This window comes from Amycolatopsis sp. NPDC045836 (assembly GCF_056431745.1).
The window spans coordinates 22,943-41,012 of sequence record NZ_JBWKKF010000017.1; the positions used below are offsets into that span (position 1 = coordinate 22,943).

Below are 18,070 nucleotides of genomic sequence, written 5' to 3' on the forward strand. Positions count from 1 at the left end.
ACCGAGCGCGACCGCCATGGGCGAAACGACCGGATCCTGCCGATCTTGACCGCCGTGGTGCCCTCGACACGATGTCGGACGCCACTCGAGCCGACCTCGAATCCCCGCGGCGACCCCTTTCTTCTGGGCTAATTTCGCCTCGAACCCCGCACACGACGCGAAGGGGACACCATGCTGATCGCACGGGACGAGCAGTTGGCGGCGCTGACGGCGCGGCTGGCGGACACGGGCACCGCCACGGTGCTGACCGGGGGCGTCGCCTGCGGCAAGACCACGCTGCTGGCCCGGTTCGCCGAACTCGCCGAGCAAGGGGGCACCCGGGTGCTGCGGGCGGGCTGCGCCCGTGCCGAGCAGCGCCTGCCCTTCGGCGCGCTGGCCCAGTTGCTGCCCGCGCCCGTGCCGGAGCCGATCGCCAAGGCGCTGGACCACGACCCCGACCGCGTGGTCACCGAGAACGAGCTGCTGCGGGTCTCGCGGGCGGTCAGTGCCGTGTTGTTCGAGCTGGCGGCCGACCAGCCGCTGGCCCTCCTGGTCGATGACGCCCAGTACGGCGACGCGCCGTCCCTGGAGTGCCTGCTCTACCTGGTGCGGCGGCTCGCGGGCCGCCGGGTGGCCGTGGTGCTCGCCGAAGGGGCCGGCCCGCTGGCGCTCGACCCGGCGGTGCACGCGGAGCTGTCGCGGCAGCCGCACTTCCGGGCGCTCTCGGTGGACCCCCTGCCCGCGAGCGGTGACCTGGCGCCGTCCGGGGGCAATCCGCAGCTGATGCGCGGGCTGGCCGAGGACCGGTTCGCCGAGGCGCTGCGCGGCTGCCTGCACCGGGCCGCACCGTCGACGGTCGAGGTGCTGTGCGGGGTCGCCGTGCTCGGCTCGGCGGGCGACGTGGCCGAACTGCTCGGCCGCGAGGTCGACGCGGACCTGCTGGCGTTGCGGGCGAGCGGCTTGCTCGACGCGACCGGCCACGCGCACCCCGAGGTCGCGGCGGGGGCGCTCGGCACGCTCCCCCCGGCGGCCACCGCCGAACTGCACGAACGCGCGGCCGTGCTGACCCACACCGCGGGTGCCGCCCCGGAGGCGGTCGCCGGGCACCTGCTGCGCGCCCCGCGGCTGAGACCCGACTGGGCGGGCGCCGTGCTGACCGACGCCGCCGACGCCGCGTTGCGCGACCAGCGGCCCGCCGACGCCGTCCGCTACCTCGAACTCGCGCGGGAGGGCACCACCGACCCGGCGCACCGGCTCGACCTGTCCGCCCGGCTCGCCCGGATCACCTGGCGGCTCGACCCCGGGCAGTCCGCCCGCCACCTCGAACCACTGGTCACCGCCGCCCGCGACGGCAGGCTCACCGGCCGCGACAGCACCGACCTGATCGGCTACCTGCTCTGGCAGGGCAAGCACGACGAGGCGCTGGCCAACATCCGCGGCCTCGCCGGCGACGCGCAGCAGCTCGCGCAGGCCGAGTCCTGGCTCGCCAACACCTACCCCGGGCTGAAGCGGCGGATCCGGTTCGACCAGCTGCTGCCGGGCGGGCAGCCGAACGGCACGCCGAAGCCGACCGTGCTCGGCGCCGAGCACCTGCTGCAGCGCTCGCAGTTCGGCGAGCGCGACCAGATCTCCCCGCAGGAGGAGTTCGGCGCGCTGCTCACCCTGGTCTACGCCGGGCGGCTGGACGCCGCCGCGCACTGGGGGCGCCTGCACCACCTCCGGCTCCGGACCACCAGCCGGACCGGGCAGGCGCTGCTGGCCTCGGTCCGCGCGGAGATCGCGCTGCGCCAGGGGCAGCTGACCGTCGCGCACCGCGAGGCGAGCGAAGCGCTGCGGGTGCTCTCCGAACGCGGCTGGGGCGTGGGCATCGGCCTGCCGCTGGCGAACCTGCTGCTGGCGCTGATCGGCCTCGGCCGGATGGACGAGGCCGCCGAGGTCGCCGAACGGCCGGTGCCGCAGGCGGTGTTCGACACCCGGTTCGGCCTGCACTACGTGCACGCCCGCGGGCACTACAGCCTGGCCATCGGCAGGCACCAGGCCGCGCTCGCCGACTTCCTGTGCTGCGGTGAGCTGATGCAGCAGTGGGGCCTGGACCAGCCGTCGGTGGTGCCGTGGCGGTCGAGCGCCGCGCAGGCGTGGCTGGAGCTGGGCAACCGCGAGCAGGCCCGCAAGCTGGTCGACGCGCAGCTCGCGCTGGCGGGCCAGGACCAGCCGCGGGTGCGCGGCATCTCGCTGCGGGTGCTGGCCGCGGCGAGCGATCCGGGGCGGCGGCCGCAGCTGGTCGCCGAGGCGGTCAAGCTGCTGGAGACCTGCGCCGATCGGCTCGAACGGGCCAAGGCGCTGCAACTGCTGACCGGCGACCGGCGTCAGCCCGGTTCACGGACCCGGCCCAAGACCACCCGATCGGCCGACGAGGTGGCGCGGGGGCTGGAGAAGCTCAGCGAGTCCGAGAGCCGGGTGGCCGCGCTGGCGGTGTGCGGCTGCTCGAACCGGGAGATCGCCGGCAAGCTCTACATCACGGTGTCCACCGTGGAGCAGCACCTGACCAGGGCGTACCGGAAACTGGGCATCAAGCGGCGCTGTGACCTGCCGATCGAGCTGCGGGCCCACGCGATGACGAGGAGTGCGTGAGGTCGAGCCAGTACCGCTCGCGCTGGAACGGGTAGGTGGGCAGGCCGACGCGGCGGGCGCCGGGGAAGCAGGCGCTCCAGTCGACCGCGCACCCGCGCAGGTGCAGCTCGGCCACCGAGGTGAGGAACGGCCGCAGCCCGGCGGGCGCGGTCGCCTCGGCGAACACGCACCCCTGATCGGCGAGCGCGTTGAGCGCGTGCGCGAACAACACCGGCTGGCGCAGGTTCCAGTACCAGTAGTCGGCGGTCAGCTCGGTGGTGTCGAACCAGTCGCCGGTGACCGTGGACAGGAACGGCACCGCCGCGCGGCCGGGCACCACGTCGGCCAGCAGGTCCTTGACCAGCTGCTCGATCTCCTCCACGTGCGCCGAGTGGGCGGCGTAGCCGACCGGCAGCCGCCGCACCCGGATCCGGTCGGCCTTGAACCGGTACATCAGCTCGTCCAGCGCGGTGGCGTCGCCGGTGACCAGCACCGACTCCGGCGAGTCGATGGCGGCCACGCCCACCCGCCCCGGCCAGAAGCCGAGCCGGTCGACCACCTCGTGCTCCGGCAGCGCGACCGCGACCACCCCGCCCCGGCCGACGATCCCGCGCAGGGCCCTGGCGCGCAACGCGGCCACCTTGGCACCGTCCTCGACGGACAGCGCACCGGCGACCACGGCGGCGGCGATCTCCCCGTCACCGTGCCCGACCACCGCCGACGGCCGCACGCCGAACGCCTCCCACATCGCCGCGACGGCCACCTGCACCGCCCAGCGCACCGGCAGCACCACGTCGACCCGGTCCGGCACGCGTTCGTTGTGCAGCAGTTCGGTCAGCGACCAGTCGACGTGCGCGGACAACGCCCGTTCGCATTCGGCGACCCGATCGGCGAACACCGGGTGTTCCAGCAGTTCGTTGCTCGTCCAGTCCAGTTCCCCGCCGGGGAACACCAGCACCGGTGCGGCCGGCTCGGTCGTCTCGCGGCGCAGGAGGTTCGGCGCGGTCCGGCCCTCGGCGAGCGCCTTGAGCGCGGTGCGGAATTCACCGGGGTGCTCGCCGACCACCACGGCGCGGTGGTCGAATTCGGTGCGCGCGGCCAGTGAAGCACCGATGTCGGCGGGTGCTTCGGTGTGCGTGGTGGCCAGCAGTTGCCTGGCCCGTTCTTGGAGCGCGGCTTCGCTTTTCGCCGACAACGGCCAGGCCATCGGCAGTTCGGTGATGCGCTCGGCGGGTTCCGGCCGTTCCACCCGGCGCGCCGACTCGACCAGTTCGGCAACCGATTCCGTGTTTTCCGGCACCGTCGCCAATATCCGGTAACCCCTTTCCCTGGCTTCGGATTCCTTGGCGAGCACGAGGATGCCGGCGCCTTCCCGGGGCGTGCCGCGCACGGCGTCCGGGGTCGCCAGCACGGTTGCCCAGCCCGCCAGCGCCAGCGTGGATTCGTTGTTGCGCAGGGAATCCACCGCCTCCCGGCAGGCGTCGCCGGTGGTCACCGCCGGACCGGCGAAGCCGAACGACTGCGCGATGCGCACCGCGGCGGGCACCGGCCTGCCGACCGGCACCAGCGCTTCGTAGTGCCTGCCGTCCACCCCGGCGAAAACGCCGACCTTCTCCCCGCGCATCCGCTCGGGATCGATTCCCGCGTTCTCGAAGGCCTCCCAGGTGGTTTCGAGCAGCAATCTTTGTTGCGGGTCGATGGCCGTCGCCTGTTCTCGGGAGAAGCCGAAGAACGCCGCGTCGAATTCGCCGGGAGCGCGGAGGAACGCACCACGCGGGGCGACGTCCCAGCCGCGGTCATCGGGCACCGGCCCGACGGCTTCCGGGAACCGCCCGCTCACGCCGATGACCGCGATGGGCTCGTCGTCGGTGGTTCTCCCGGTGTCCAGCGCATACGCGACTCCGGCACGCACGATCAGCGGCGGGGTCGCCGAGCCGAGCACCTCGGGCAGCACCTGGACGGTGGCCTCGTGGTCGTCGGCGAACACCAGCCGCTCCGGCTCGACCTGCCCGCTGCGCACCAGTTCGCGGGCGTGCTCGGTACCGGCGAACGGCACCACCCGCAGCTCCGGCCCGGCCCGCCGGGCAGCCGGGATCCGCGGGTGCCAGCCGTCGTCGGGGCCGTTCGCCCCGGTTTCCGGTCCGACGACGCCGGTCGCGTGCCGGGTCCACTCCTCGGCGGTGCGGGTGTAGAGGTGGACCACGCGCGAACCGTTCTCCAGCGCGCCGACCCGCAACTGGAACCGCACGCCGCCGGTCGCGGGCAGCACCAGTTCCGCTTCCGGCCGCAGTTCACGCACGTGCGGGCAGCCCGCTTCGGTACCGGCGAGCGCCAGCAGTTCGGACAGCAGCGCTTCGGGCAGCGGTTCACCGGCCAGCCACGGGTGGGTGTCGGCGCGGAGGTCACCACCGCACAGCAGCGCACCGGTGCCGGCGATCGGCTCGACCAGGTCGAACACCATCAGCTCACCTCCAGCCAGCGCACCCGGTCGCCGACCGGGACCGGCGGCGCGGTCATCTCGATCAGCCGGTACCCGTGCTCGCGGTAGGCGGCCAGCGTCCGCTCGAACGCCTCCGCGTCGCCCGCCTTCGCCCGCACCAGGCGGCGCACGGCGATGCGGCCCGCGCGGAAGCGGAAGGTGAGTTCGTCGATCGACGCCGGGTCGCCGGAGACCACCACCGCCTCCGGGCCGTCCACCGCGAGCACGCCGATCCGGCCGTGCCAGCGGGCGATCCGGTCGGCGACCTCGCTCTCCGGCAGGGCCACCGAAACCATCTCCTGCGAGCGCACGGCGATCGCCTTCGCGCCCTCCTCCAGGGTGAGCGAGCCGGACACCACGGCGGCCGCGATCTCGCCGGCCCCGTGGCCGAGCACGCGGGCGGGACGGACCCCGCGTGCCTGCCACATCGCGGCCAGCGCGACCATCGTCGCCCAGTCCTGGCCGTGCCGCGGGTCGGTGTAGCGGGCCAGCTGCCGCGTGCACTCGTCGTGCGTGGCGGCGAATTCGGCCGAGCGGTCACGCAGGTCCTCGGCCAGTCCGGGGCGGTCGAGGACGTCGGGGAAGACGAAGATCCGCAGGTCGTCGGTGGCGCGGCAGTCGTAGGCCAGTGCCATGGCCCGGCCACCGCGGGCGCGGCGGCGCTCGGCGAGCGCGGCCAAGTAGGCGCTCGTCGCCGCCGCCGCGCCCTGGCCGGTCCGCCCGCGCACGCCGTCCAACGTGGACATGAAGATCAGGTCGGCGCCGTCGAACACCCGGTCCAGGTGCCGCGCGCCGACCACCCGGGTGACCAGTTCGGCCGGGCGGAGTTCGGGCAGCGGGCCGACGGCGTCGTGGCCGGCGGTGTGCACCACGGCGTCGATCGGGCCGCACTCCTCCTTGACCCGGCGCAGGGAGGCTTCGTCGAGCACGTCGGCGGTGACCATGGTCACCCTGGTGCCCGACAGCAGCTTCCGGAGGTCCGCCGCCTCGCCGACCCGGCGGCTGACCAGGACCAGGTGCCGCGCGCCCTGCTCGGCGGCCCACCGGGCGACGCGGGTGCCGAGCGCACCGGTCCCGCCGGTGATCAGCACGGTGCCGCTCGGCGTCCAGTCGTGGCCGGGCTCACGCACGGTCCGGGCCGCGTGCAGCCCGTCACCGCGCACCGCGAACCGGTTGTCGCCGCCGCGGTGGGACAGGGCCGTGGCGAACCCACGGGCGGCGTTGTCGTCGAACTCGGCGGGCAGGTCGATGATGCCGCCCCAGCGGTGCGGGTTCTCCAGCACCGCGGCGCGGCCGAGGCCGCCGAGCAGCGCCTGCGCGGGGTCGGTGGTCGCGCCGCGGGTGACGCACCAGAGCGGCACGGCGAGCCCGGCGTCGCCGAGGGCCTGCATCAGGTACACCGTGCCCGCGACCCCGGGCGGCAGTTCGTCGTCGTTGCCTGCTCCGGCGAGCGCCAGCAGCGAAATCACCCCGGAGAGCCCGTGGAAGATCCGGAGGCAGTCGGCCATCGCCGTTCGATCCCCAGCCGGGATCAGGATCGGTTCGGCCCCGTACCGCTTGAGCACCGCCGCGAACGGCGCGCCGTCGTTGAGGTCGGCCACCACCACCGCCCAGCGCCCGGACACCCGAGGCACCCCGCGCACGGGCCGCCACCGGGTGCGGTGCCGCCAGCAGTCCAGCGCGTTGTCGAACCAGTCGCCCATTTTCGCGGCCCTTCCGGAGAAACGGCTTCCCGACGCGCCCCCAGCATCAGCCGTCCACTCCGGACCGCCCACCCCTAACCCACCCGCGACCCCCTACCCCCGCGGAAACCCCGACCGCGACCCCACCACCCGCGGGTGAATTCGCCATTCGCGCACCCGGGTTTCCGCATTCACGCGCGTGAAATACGCACCCGAACAAAAACAAAAACGGCCCCCGGGCACGCCGGGGGCCGCATTCGCCAGGAAATCAGAGTTCGTCGTCGCCGGGGCCGTAACCGGGCATGCGGCCGGTGACGACGAAGATCATCCGGCGCGCCACCGAGACGGCGTGGTCGGCGAACCGCTCGTAGAACCGGCCGAGCAGGGTCACGTCGACCGCGGCGGCCACGCCGTGCGGCCACTCGCGGTCCATCAGCACGGTGAACAGGTGCCGGTGGATGTCGTCGACCTGGTCGTCGTCCGCCTCCAGCTCCTTCGCCGCGCCGACGTCCTTCGTCTTGATCACCTGTTCGGCCTGCCGCGCCAGCCGCACCGCGATCTTGCCCATTTCGGCGAAGTAACCCCGCACCTGCTCCGGCAGCACCGGCTCCGGGTGCCGCCGCCGCGCGGCCTTCGCCACGTGCAGGGCCAGGTCCCCCATGCGTTCCAGGCTTTCCGCCGCGTGGATCGCCGCGAGCACGGTCCGCAGGTCGGTGGCCACCGGCGCCTGCAGCGCCAGCAGCGCGTACGCCTGCTCCTCGCAGGCCGCCCTGGCGTCGTCGACCTTCGCGTCGTCGCTGATCACCTGCTCGGCGACCGCGAGGTCGACGTCGAGCAGGGCCGCGGTGGCCCGTTCCATGGCATCCGCCACCTGCACGGACATGGCCGCCAGCTTGTCGGCCAGTTGTTCGAGTTCGACGTGGTAAGCCTCGCGCATGCGGCCACCATACGGCCAGGGGGGCGAAATCACCGCATCGCCGGGTGAACCCGGTGTGAACCCGGCCTAACGAATCTAGTTGCCGGGCTTGGCCTGCCCCTTCTGCGTACCGCCCGTGCTCGACGGTGGTGGCGCGGCGGGCTTCTCGTCAGGCAGCGGCCCGTTTTCGATCAACGCGTCGAACAGCTCCTTGCCCTTGGTCTCGAGCATCACTTCGTTGCCGCGGCTGTTCGCCTCACCGGTGGTCGGCACCGTGATGAACTTCACCGTGTTCGGATCGAGCCCCTTCATCGACTGCGCCAGCGTGAGCATCTGGTCCACGCCGAGGTTGTCGCCGAAGGTGGCGGCGGTGAACGCGTTGATGAAGCCGGTCAGCTTGCCGCCGTCGAACAGGACCTCCTGCGACATCGTCTTCTTCAGCAACGACCCGATCACCAGCTGCTGCCGCTTGATCCGGCCGTAGTCCGAGGTGACGTCGCCCCGCACCTTCCGCGCGCGGACGAAGTTCAGCGCCTGGTCACCGGAGATCAGCTGCTCCCCGGCCTGCGGCACGATCACCCCGAGCACGTCGTCGACCACCGGCGCCTCGATGTGCACCGGCACCCCGCCGACCACGTTGATCATGTCCTTGAAGCCGTGGAAGTCGATGCCGACGAAGTGGTTGATCTTCATCCCGGTCAGCTGCTGGATCTGCTTGGTGGTGCACTGCGGCCCGCCGATCGCGTAGGCCTCGTTGAGCTTCGCCTTCGTCTTGGCGGGCACCACCTCGTCCAGGTACTGCCCGGTGTTGGAGTCCCAGCGCTTGCAGTCCGGCCTGGTCACCTCGAGGTCGCGCGGGAAGCCGACCACGATCACGCGTTTCCGGTCGGCCGGGATGTGCGCGATCATCAGCGAGTCCGACCGGGCACCGCCGACCGAGTCCGCGGTGCCGACGCCCTCTTCGGCCTCCGCGCCCGCCCTGGTGTCCGAACCGGCGATCAGGAAGTTCTCGTCACCGTTCTGCCCGGCCGCGTTCTTGATGTCCGCCGAGTTCTCGTCCAGCGCGGCGATCTCGTTGAACTTGCTGTTGAACCAGGTCTTCATGCCCCAGCCGGTCGCGCTGAGCAGGAACATCAGGCTGGCCATCACGATCGCGGTGATCCGGCCCGCCTTCGCCGACCGGTCGTTGCGGCGCTGCTTCTTCTCCTGCAGCCGCGTCTGCGGAGCCGCCTCTTCCTCCGGCGCCTCCTCCTCGGCCGCCAGGTGCCCGAGCGGATGCGGTTGCGGTTTGGCTGGTTTGGCCGGTTTGGCCGGGCGCTCGGCCTCGCCGGGGTGCGCCACGCGCTGCAGCTTCGTGCGCGTCTGCTCGATCAGCTTGACCGGCGCCGCGGTGAGGCGGCTCAGGCGCTCCTTGCGCTTGGCCTCCTCGGCCGCCACCTCGTCGTGCGCGGCGGAGAACCGGGCCAGCGAGTTGTCGATCTTGCGGCGGTACATCGTCGCGTCGTCGACCGGCTCCATCTGGTCGGTCATGATCAGCCTGTCCTCGGCGGACGGCTGCGGGCGCTCGGGCCGCACCGGCTTCGGCCGCGGTGCGGGCGGCTTCCGCGACGGTGGCGCCGCAGTGTTCTTCGCCTCGCGCGGCGACGCCGCGGATGGGTTGGCCGCGTTCCGCTCCTCGCGCGGCGGAGCCACCGGCGGGGTGACGGTGGTCTTCGCCTCACGCGGAGATGCCACTGGCGGAGCGGCCGCGCCCCTGCCCTTGCGCGGAGGTGCCGCCGACGGGGTGGCGGCGGTTCTCCCCTCGCGCGGACCAGCCGCGTTTTTCGCTTCGCGCGGGGGTGCCGGGCTTCTTGTTTCGCGCGGCGGCGCCGCCGGTGGGGTCGCCGCACTCCTCGCCTCGGGCGGCGGAGCCACCGGCGGGGTGACGGTGGTCTTCGCCTCGCTCGGCGGGGTCGTGCTTCTCGCCTCGGGCGGTGCCACGGGGGTTTTCGCCTGGGGCGGCGGCCCCGGCTGGCGCCGCGGCGGCCTCGGCGGTGCGGGTGGCGTGCGTGGCGGCGCCGGCGGGGGCGGGGCCTGCGACGGCATGCCGTTGGCGGGTGGCCTGCCGACCGGCTGCCGGCGCGGCGGGGTGCGCCGGGGCGGCGCACCGGGCGCCGGGTTCGGGCCGGTGACCGGCTGGCGCCGCCGGGTCGGCGGGTCCTCCTGCTGGTGCCGCGGCACCGGGCGCGGCAGGCCGGGTGAGCTGGGGTGCCCCGGCGGCAACTGCGGTCCGCGTGCCCGGACCGGCGGCGGTGACGGCTCGGGTTCCGGCTCCGGCTCGAACTCGGGTTCCGGCTCCGGTTCCAGGTCCAGATCCAGGTCGGGTTCCGGCTCGGCGACCGGCGGCACCGGGTACTTGCCGGTCGCCCGCGCCATCACCTCGTTGACGCTGATGCCGCCGTAGGTGTCCATGGAGCGGCGTCGTGACCTGCGGGAACGACCGGTGCCAGCGGGAAGGTGATCGTCAGGCACTCAGTCTCCCTTCAGCACTCCGGTGGTGAGTCGACCACATTCCCGACTTGGCTCGGGCAGGCGGGCTCCGTGGAGCATCGCCCGCCGGACGGCTTTCGTTATCCTACGGATACCCGCCGTTCGTGACGACACCATCCCGTGATGTTTTTACGCACCGTGCCAGTTTGCCGCGTTACCGACACGGATCAACCAGCCGTTATCACCCGCAGTGGGAACCAGTGGCGATCCGAGTCACCGAGAGTGGTGAATCCGCGCGGGATTATCGGAATCCGGATAAGCCACCACATTCCGCCCGGCGCGTTTCGCGGCGTAAAGCAGGGCGTCGGCCTCCAGCAGGCGGTCCTCCGCGGGTCCCGGAGTCCACGTCAGACCCATGCTGACCGTCACGGCGAGCCTGGCCCGCACGCGGTGCCACGCGTACCTGGCCACCCGGAGCCGCGCGGACTCGGCGACCCGCAACGCCTCACCCGGCGCCAGTCCGGGCATGACGAGCATGAACTCCTCACCGCCGTAACGCGCGCAGAACGCACCTCGCGGCAACCCCTGCTTCAGCAACGCGGCGACGCTCCGCAGCACGCGGTCGCCGACCAGGTGGCCGAAGGTGTCGTTCACGTCCTTGAACCGGTCGATGTCCACCATGGCCACCGCGAGGTCGCCGTCCGCCAGCTGCGCGAGCCGCCGGTCGAGGAACCGGCGGTTGTAGCCCGCCGTCAGCGCATCGCGCTCCAACGCGGAGCGGAGGTGCTGGTAGGCGCGCTCCCAGTTGCCCTGGGCGGCGAACATCGACGCGATCGTTTCGTGCAGCGCGGGCAGATCCGCGGTCTCGGTGTGGACTGCGATCCCGTCCTTTGACACCGCTTTCACCTCCGCCACCTGTTGTTCGTCGTCGTGCAAGAGGCGGCGCTTGAGGTATCGGGACGCGTTGAAGGTGAGAATCGCTCAACCGGACGACGGGGTGCAACGGGTTCAGGATTTCGGGCACGGAGCGAAGCCGTAAACTCGTTGATCGAGCAGAACTACGCGCTGGGAACCGATCTGCTCACCGATCGCGGCGCCCGCGCGGCGGATCGTCAGCGACACCGCCACCACGTACACCTCACCGCGGGGCGGGTCCTCGCCATCGGGTGCCCAGTCCGGGTCGGGCCGCGCGGTGGACATCGCCGGGTAGAGGTCCATGGTGAGGTCGCCGAGGTCGCACTCCTGACCGGTGAAGTCCGGGTGCTGCGAGTCCTCGAGGAACCGTTCCTGCTCTTCGGGCCCCTGGTCGCCGGCGCGGTTGAAGTTGTCGAAGTAGCGGCTGATCAGGTCGGTTTTTGTCTCCTGCCGCGGTTTCAGCGGGGTCACCCCGCAGCCGGTGACCAGCAGGGCGACCGCCAGCCAGGCCACCGGTGTGCGCATGGCTTCAGGTTAGCGGGGAGGTGTTGAACTCCGAGGCCGTTTCCTGACCCGACATCGCGCCGATCGCCCGCATCACGTCGTCGGTCACCGCGCGCCGGGCGGGGCCCGACTTCGGCTGGCCGCTGCCGTGGACCGGCGGGCCGAAGGTGACGGTGATGCGGTGCCAGCGGGGCAGTTTCGCGCCGACCGGCTGGAGCCGATCGGTGCCGGTGAGCGCGACGGGCACCACCGGCACGCCGGCGGTCAGCGCCAGCCACGCCACGCCGGTGCGCCCCCGGTAGAGCCGGCCGTCGAGCGAGCGCGTGCCCTCGGGGTAGATGCCGAAGACGTGGCCGTCGGCCAGCACGCCGAGCGCGGTCTCGAGGGCTCGCTGCGCCGGGCGGTGCGTGCCGCGCTCGACCGGCACCGCACCGCTGGCGGTGAAGAACCACCTGATCACGCGGCCCTTGAGGCCGGTGCCCCGGAAGTACTCCGCCTTGGCGAGGAAGCGGACCTGCCGCCGGGTGATCAGCTGCAGGACCACGCTGTCGATGAAGGAGAGGTGGTTGCTGGCGAGGATGACCGGCCCGGTGCGCGGCAGGTGCTCGTGGCCGCGCACGACCGGGCGGAAGAGCAGGCGGAACAGCAGTCGGAGAACGATCACGTGCGCACTATAGCTCGTTTGGCGTCCGATCGGTCGGACGCTAAACTGGGCTCGTGAGTCCACGCCGGTCCGTCACCGATGCCCTCGGCACCCGCTCCGCGATCCTTCGCACCGGGGTCGAACTGGCCACCGCCGAAGGGCTCGACGGCCTCACCATCGGGCGGCTCGCGGCTGAGCTGGGCCTGTCGAAGTCGGGGGTGCTGGGGCACTTCGGCTCGAAGGAGGCGCTGCAACTCGCGGTCGTCGACACGGCGGCGGAGCTGTTCGGCCGGGAGGTGGTGGAGCGCGCCACCGGCACCACCCCCGGCCTGCCACGGCTGCGGGCGCTGTGCGTGGCTTGGCTGGAGCACCTGATCCACCCGTGCGGCCCGTTCTTCGTGTCGGCCGCCACCGAATTCGACCACCGCCCGGGCCCGGTGCGGGACGCCATCGCCGGTATGAGCGCCCTGTGGGAGCGGGACCTGCTGGTGCACATCCGCCTGGCCCTCACCGACGGCTCCCTCCACGGCGACGCCGACCAGCTCCTGTTCGACCTGACCGGCATCGTCCTGTCCGCGAACCACGGCCTGCACCTGCGGGGGGACGATCGGGCGCTGACGCGGGCACACGTCGCTTTGAACCGCCTGCTGCCCCGGGGGTAGCCGGAGTCGGAGAATCGCCCGCATGGGAGCAGTTCTCACGCACGAGGTGCTGAACCGGTGATCCGGTCACTCCGCAGAATCCGCGCGGCTCTGCTGCGGAGGGTTTCCCGTTTCGCGGCATGGCGTGCTGTGTTGCGGATGGTCGGTTGCCACTTGCGCACGTTCCCACCGCGCGGCCGAAACAGGCGATGAACTGGCGCGTGATCGCTACGGGCCGCGTTTTGTGGTGCGGTTTCGGGCCACGGCAAGGGTTCGCGGGACTGGCGCAACCAGCGCACTCCATCATGAGGCGTCACAACAGACCAGCCGAGGCAGCGCCTCAGGCGATCGCTCACCACTTGCACGCGATGACGCGCCGACCGAGCGCGTGACCGCTACGGGCCACGCTTTGTGACGCGACTTCGAGCCACAGCAAGGATTCGCGGGACTGGCGCAACCAGCACACCTCACCCCGAAAGCGTCACAACAGACCGACCGAAGCAGAACATTCGGGCCCACCAAAGGAACTCACGGACCTAGCACAACCAGCGCACTCCATCATGAGGCGTCACAACAGACCAGCCGAGGCAGCGCCTCAGGCGATCACTCACCACTTGCACGCGATGACGCGCCGACCGAGCACGTGACCACTACGGGCCACGTTTGTGGCGCGGTTTCGAGCCACAGCAAGGATTCACGGACCTAGCACAACCAGCGCACTCCATCATGAGGCGTCACAACAGACCAGCCGAGGCAGCGCCTCAGGCGATCGCTCACCACTTGCACGCGATGACGCGCCGACCGAGCACGTGACCACTACGGGCCACGCTTTGTGACGCGACTTCGAGCCACAGCAAGGATTCACGGACCTAGCACAACCAGCACACCTCACCCCGAAAGCGTCACAACAGACCGACCGAAGCAGAACATTCGGGCCCACGAAAGGAGTTCGCGGGTCTAGTGCAACCAGCGCGCCTCATCATGAAGGCGTCGCAGCAGTTCGGCCGGGGGCAGGCGGCAGAGGGTGGCGGCTTGGGCCAGCGTGGTTTCGTCCAGTTCGATGATCGGGTCGGGGCCGGCGGGCTGGGTGGCGGCGAGGGCCATCGCCCAAGCGCGGAGCGGGCGCAGTTCCGGATCACGCGCCTGGGTGATCAACTTCAGTCGCACGTGCAGGCGCGGCCCCGGCCGCCGCAGGTCGTCGTGGACCTGGGCGAGCACCTCGTGCGCGGTGGTGCCGAGCACCTCGCACAGCTCCACCAGCCGCGACACGGTCAATCTTCGGGCGCCGGACTCGTAGCTGCCCAGGGTGCCGATCGACATGTCGTTGTGCAGCAGCGCGCACACCTGTTCGCGGCTGAGGCGGCGAGCCCGCCGGAGCAGGCGCAACCGTTCGCCGAGCGCTTCGCGCAGGGACTGGTCGAAGTCCGGGTCCACGGCCGTGCGGCTCATCGGTCCCCTCCCTCGACCCGCGCGGCGCGCCGGCGCGCCTCCTCGGCCAAGCCGGTCAGCAGCTCCGCGAGTTGCCGCCACCCGGCGGCGTCGAACTCGGCTTCGTCGATCTCCCTGACCAGGCGCACCATCACGGCACCCACGTCGCGGTCGGTCCTGAGCAACCGGACGAGTGCTCGCTGATCCCGTCGTTGAACCATGTCCACCGTCCCCCTCCCATGGTCAATAGTGGCATATGCCAGTATCGACCATGGGGAGCGCGGGGCGGGGGAAGTCAAACCTTCACCTGGCCGCGCGTCGGCGTTGCGGGGTGGCGACCGGCCGCGGAAACCCTTGGGAACACAGGTTCTCGGCCGACGGGCAGCCGGGAGCGCGGCGGAGTCTTCCTCAGCCGGATTCGCTTCCCACCCATGAATGTGAATTCACGGCCTCAGCGTGCACTCGGCTGCAAGAGTGAGCAACGTGGAGGGTGATTGATCTGCACCCCATGCCAAAGCCCGGATCAGACGTCGGGCTTGGCGGTGCGGGTGGCGCCGATGGAGGCGGCCACCACGCAGCAGATGGCCAGCCATTGCGGCAGGTGGAGCGCCTCACCGAGGACCAGGAGCCCGGCGACGGCGGCCACCGCGGGTTCCAGGCTCATCAGGATGCCGAACACCCTCGGCGGGATCTTCCGCAGGGCCTCCAGTTCCAGCGAGTACGGGATGACCGACGACAGCAGGGCCACCATCAGGCCGATGAACAGGACCCACGGGTCGAGCAGGCCGGTGCCGGTGTCCAGGATGCCGGTGGGCATGGCGACCAGGGCGCCGAAGGCCATCGCCAGGGCCAGGCCGTTGCCCTCGCTGGTGCGGTTGCCCAGCGCCGCACCCAGCAGGATGTACAGGCCCCAGCACAGGCCCGCGGCCAGCGCGAAACCCATGCCGAGCAGGGAGATGTCCCCCCGCGTCTCCGACAGCAGGACGACACCGCCGGCGGCCAGCAGGGCCCACAGGGCGTCCCGCCAGCGGCGGGAGCCCGCCAGCGCCACGCCGAGCGGGCCGAGGAACTCGATGGTCACCGCGATGCCCAGGGGGATCCGGGCGATCGCCTGGTAGAAGAAGATGTTCATGGCGGCGAGCACCAAGCCGTAACCCAGCACCACCGGCACCGCGCGGCGGCCCATCCGCAGGGCCGGGCGCCAGATCAGCAGCAGCACCACGGCCGCGAAGAACAGGCGCAGCGTCACCGTGCCCGCCGGACCGGCGACGGCGAACAGCTGTTTCGCGAAAGCCGCCCCGACCTGCACGCTGACGATACCGATGAGCACCTGCAACGTCGGCGGGATGGCACCCAGCGTCCGCCCCGCGATGGCGAGCAGACCGGGCCTCGGTAGCGGCTCCCCGGCGCCGCCGATGTACGCACTGACCATGGGACGAACGTACCAATCCGTTCCGGCCACCCCGACTCCGTGGGATCTATTGGAATGGAGCGTTCCGTTCTGCTACACTCATGGCATGTGGAAGAAGACGCTCGAAGCAGCTCACCAGGCCCTCCGCACCGCCGTGCAGGGGGTGCCCGACGACGGGTGGACCCGCCCGACGCCCTGCGACCAGTGGAACGTGACCCAGGTCCTCCAGCACGCCGCCGGGGACCAGCTCGGATTCGCGGCGTTCCTCACCGGCGGCGACGGACCCTCAGAGGACCCCTTCGCGCCGTCGGGGGAACTCGGTGGCAGAGACCCCAGGGAAATCGTGGAGGCGGCCATCGAAGCCGCCGCGAAGGCATGGGCGACCGTGGACGACAACGCCACCGAGGTGCCGGTGCCGGTGCCGCCGAACAAGTTGCCGGTGGCCATCGGGGCCGGGGCGTGCGCGCTCGACGCGGCGATCCACGCCTGGGACATCGCCGTCGCCACCGGGCAGCCGTCGCCGCTGTCCGACGAGCTGGCACGCGAGTTGCGGCCGACCGCCGAGGCGATCGTCGAGCCGTTGCGGGCGTATGGCGCGTACGCACCGGCCCTGGACGGCGAAAACGGCGGCGAGGCCGCGGAATTGCTCCGCTACCTCGGCCGCCGTCCGCGTTAGGGGAACTCAGCCGAAGCGGCCGGAGATGTAGTCTTCGGTCGCTTTCTGGTCCGGGTTGGAGAAGATCTTCTCCGTGTCGTTCAGCTCCACCAGCTGCCCGGGGCGGCCGACGCCGGCCAGGTTGAAGAAGGCCGTCTGGTCCGACACGCGCGCCGCCTGCTGCATGTTGTGCGTGACGATGACGATGGTGAACTCCTTCTTCAGCTCGGAGATCAGGTCCTCGATCGCCAGCGTGGAGATCGGGTCCAGCGCCGAGCACGGCTCGTCCATCAGCAGCACGTCCGGCTGCACGGCGATGGCCCGCGCGATGCAGAGCCGCTGCTGCTGACCACCGGAGAGGCCGCCGCCCGGCTTGTTCAGCCGGTCCTTGACCTCGTTCCACAGGTTCGCCCCGCGCAGCGCCCGCTCGGCCACCTCGTCCAGCTGCTTCTTGTTCTTCGTGCCCGCCAGCTTCAGCCCGGCCACCACGTTGTCCCGGATGGACATGGTGGGGAACGGGTTGGGCCGCTGGAACACCATGCCGATGGTGCGCCGGACCTGCACCGGGTCCACCGAACCGGCGTAGATGTCCTCGCCGTCGAGCAGCACCTGGCCCTCGACCCTGGCGCCCGGGATCACCTCGTGCATGCGGTTCAGCGTCCGCAGCACGGTCGACTTGCCGCAGCCGGACGGCCCGATGAACGCCGTCACGTTCCGCGGCGGCACCGACAGCGTCACGCTGTCCACCGCGTGGAACTTGCCGTAGTAGATGTCCACGTCCTTGACGTCGATGCGCTTGGCCATCGTTTCCTACTTCTTCTTGGGGGCGACCAGGCGCCCGATGAGCGTGGCCGCGAGGTTGATCAGGGCGATGATGAGCACCAGCGTCAGCGCGGCACCCCAGATGCGGTCGAAGCCGACGCTGCCCTCGGTCATCGAGTTCGTCGCGCGCTCGTTGTTGATCAGCAGCGGCAACGAGGCCATTTCGCCGGAGAACATGTCCCAGTGCACGAAGGACGAGTAGCCGACCAGCACCAGCAGCGGCGCGGTCTCGCCCATCACCCTGGCCAGCGCCATCATGATGCCGGTGATGATGCCGCTCAGCGCGGTCGGCAGGACGATCTTCACGATCGTCTTCCACTTCGGCACGCCCAGCGCGTACGAGGCTTCACGCAGGTCGTCCGGCACGATCCGGAGCATCTCCTCCGAGGACCGCACGACCACCGGGACCATCAGCAGCACCAGCGCCAGCGACACGGAGAAGCCGTTGCGCGGCAGGCCCAGCGTGGTCACCCACAGGGCGTAGATGAACAGCGCGGCCACGATCGACGGCACCCCGGAGAGGATGTCGACCATGAACGTGGTCACCTTGGCCAGCCGGGACCGGTTGCCGTACTCCACCAGGTAGATGGCCACCAGCAGGCCCAGCGGCACGGCGATGACGGCGCAGACCAGGCCTTGGAGCAGGGTGCCGATGATGGCGTGCAGCACCCCGCCGCCGACCTCGTCGGACAGCACCATGGAGAAGTCTTCGGTCCACCAGTTGGTGAACGGGATACGGGTGATCCCGCTCTCCACCACCGTCCAGAGCACCCAGATCAGCGGCACCACGGCGACCAGGAAGGCCAGCCAGACCAGCACGGTGGCCACCGCGTTCTTGCTCTTGCGGGCCAGGCTGACCTGCTGGAACGCGGGTGTGACGGCCGGCCGGTCGGCGTCGGGAATCGTCGCGGTCACG

The 18,070-nt window shown here is 71.4% G+C and carries 15 protein-coding genes; 3 read left to right on the forward strand and 12 right to left on the reverse strand.

What is annotated here, in order from left to right; translation table 11 throughout:
• The first annotated feature begins 171 nt into the window (after positions 1 to 171).
• Positions 172 to 2,610: a helix-turn-helix transcriptional regulator gene (locus AC07EG_RS29140; RefSeq protein ID WP_478256405.1), complete on the forward strand. Its 2,439-nt coding sequence runs from the start codon at positions 172 to 174 to the stop codon at positions 2,608 to 2,610.
• Here the strand turns inward: AC07EG_RS29140 and AC07EG_RS29145 are convergent.
• The 7 genes from AC07EG_RS29145 to AC07EG_RS29175 all read right to left on the reverse strand — a co-directional run bounded on the left by AC07EG_RS29145 (position 2,549) and on the right by AC07EG_RS29175 (position 12,218).
• A complete protein-coding gene (locus AC07EG_RS29145) occupies positions 2,549 to 5,050 on the reverse strand; it encodes an acyltransferase domain-containing protein (protein WP_478256406.1) in 2,502 nt (833 codons plus the stop codon). The two genes, AC07EG_RS29140 and AC07EG_RS29145, sit on opposite strands and share 62 nt — an antisense overlap.
• Positions 5,050 to 6,771: an SDR family NAD(P)-dependent oxidoreductase gene (locus AC07EG_RS29150; protein ID WP_478256407.1), complete on the reverse strand. Its 1,722-nt coding sequence runs from the start codon at positions 6,769 to 6,771 to the stop codon at positions 5,050 to 5,052. The genes AC07EG_RS29145 and AC07EG_RS29150 overlap by 1 nt, the downstream gene beginning before the upstream one ends.
• Positions 6,772 to 7,018: 247 nt before the next feature.
• Complete coding sequence (phoU, locus tag AC07EG_RS29155; RefSeq protein ID WP_478256408.1) at positions 7,019 to 7,687, reverse strand: phosphate signaling complex protein PhoU; 669 nt, start codon at positions 7,685 to 7,687, stop codon at positions 7,019 to 7,021.
• A 75-nt stretch (positions 7,688 to 7,762) separates the two neighbouring features.
• Complete coding sequence (locus AC07EG_RS29160) at positions 7,763 to 10,117, reverse strand: LCP family protein (RefSeq protein ID WP_478256409.1); 2,355 nt, start codon at positions 10,115 to 10,117, stop codon at positions 7,763 to 7,765.
• 291 nt (positions 10,118 to 10,408) lie between these two features.
• A complete protein-coding gene (locus tag AC07EG_RS29165) occupies positions 10,409 to 11,050 on the reverse strand; it encodes a GGDEF domain-containing protein (protein WP_478256410.1) in 642 nt (213 codons plus the stop codon).
• A 93-nt stretch (positions 11,051 to 11,143) separates the two neighbouring features.
• Positions 11,144 to 11,575, reverse strand: a complete 432-nt coding sequence (locus tag AC07EG_RS29170) for a hypothetical protein (RefSeq protein WP_478256411.1) — start codon at positions 11,573 to 11,575, stop codon at positions 11,144 to 11,146.
• Between the two features lie 4 nt (positions 11,576 to 11,579).
• On the reverse strand, positions 11,580 to 12,218 hold the full coding sequence (locus AC07EG_RS29175; protein WP_478256412.1) for a lysophospholipid acyltransferase family protein: 639 nt from the start codon (positions 12,216 to 12,218) through the stop codon (positions 11,580 to 11,582).
• Between the two features lie 53 nt (positions 12,219 to 12,271).
• On the opposite strand from AC07EG_RS29175, the gene AC07EG_RS29180 reads away from it, so the two are divergent.
• Positions 12,272 to 12,859, forward strand: a complete 588-nt coding sequence (locus AC07EG_RS29180; RefSeq protein ID WP_478256413.1) for a TetR/AcrR family transcriptional regulator — start codon at positions 12,272 to 12,274, stop codon at positions 12,857 to 12,859.
• 936 nt (positions 12,860 to 13,795) lie between these two features.
• On the opposite strand, the gene AC07EG_RS29185 is transcribed toward AC07EG_RS29180, so the two are convergent.
• From AC07EG_RS29185 to AC07EG_RS29195, 3 genes are all read right to left on the reverse strand, one after another.
• A complete protein-coding gene (locus AC07EG_RS29185) occupies positions 13,796 to 14,287 on the reverse strand; it encodes a helix-turn-helix domain-containing protein (RefSeq protein ID WP_478256414.1) in 492 nt (163 codons plus the stop codon).
• Positions 14,284 to 14,487, reverse strand: a complete 204-nt coding sequence (locus tag AC07EG_RS29190) for a hypothetical protein (RefSeq protein ID WP_478256415.1) — start codon at positions 14,485 to 14,487, stop codon at positions 14,284 to 14,286. The genes AC07EG_RS29185 and AC07EG_RS29190 overlap by 4 nt, the downstream gene beginning before the upstream one ends.
• Before the next feature lie 302 nt (positions 14,488 to 14,789).
• Positions 14,790 to 15,698 (reverse strand): EamA family transporter, encoded by a 909-nt coding sequence (locus tag AC07EG_RS29195; RefSeq protein WP_478256416.1) that lies wholly within the window; start codon positions 15,696 to 15,698, stop codon positions 14,790 to 14,792.
• An 85-nt stretch (positions 15,699 to 15,783) separates the two neighbouring features.
• Between AC07EG_RS29195 and AC07EG_RS29200 the strand changes: the two genes are divergently transcribed.
• Positions 15,784 to 16,353: a TIGR03086 family metal-binding protein gene (locus AC07EG_RS29200; RefSeq protein ID WP_478256417.1), complete on the forward strand. Its 570-nt coding sequence runs from the start codon at positions 15,784 to 15,786 to the stop codon at positions 16,351 to 16,353.
• A gap of 6 nt (positions 16,354 to 16,359) precedes the next feature.
• On the opposite strand, the gene pstB is transcribed toward AC07EG_RS29200, so the two are convergent.
• The gene (gene pstB / locus AC07EG_RS29205) at positions 16,360 to 17,136 is read right to left on the reverse strand and encodes a phosphate ABC transporter ATP-binding protein PstB (protein ID WP_478256418.1); all 777 of its coding nucleotides are present in this window, start codon (positions 17,134 to 17,136) and stop codon (positions 16,360 to 16,362) included.
• 6 nt (positions 17,137 to 17,142) lie between these two features.
• A complete protein-coding gene (gene pstA / locus AC07EG_RS29210; RefSeq protein WP_478256419.1) occupies positions 17,143 to 18,069 on the reverse strand; it encodes a phosphate ABC transporter permease PstA in 927 nt (308 codons plus the stop codon).
• Position 18,070: the final 1 nt, after the last annotated feature.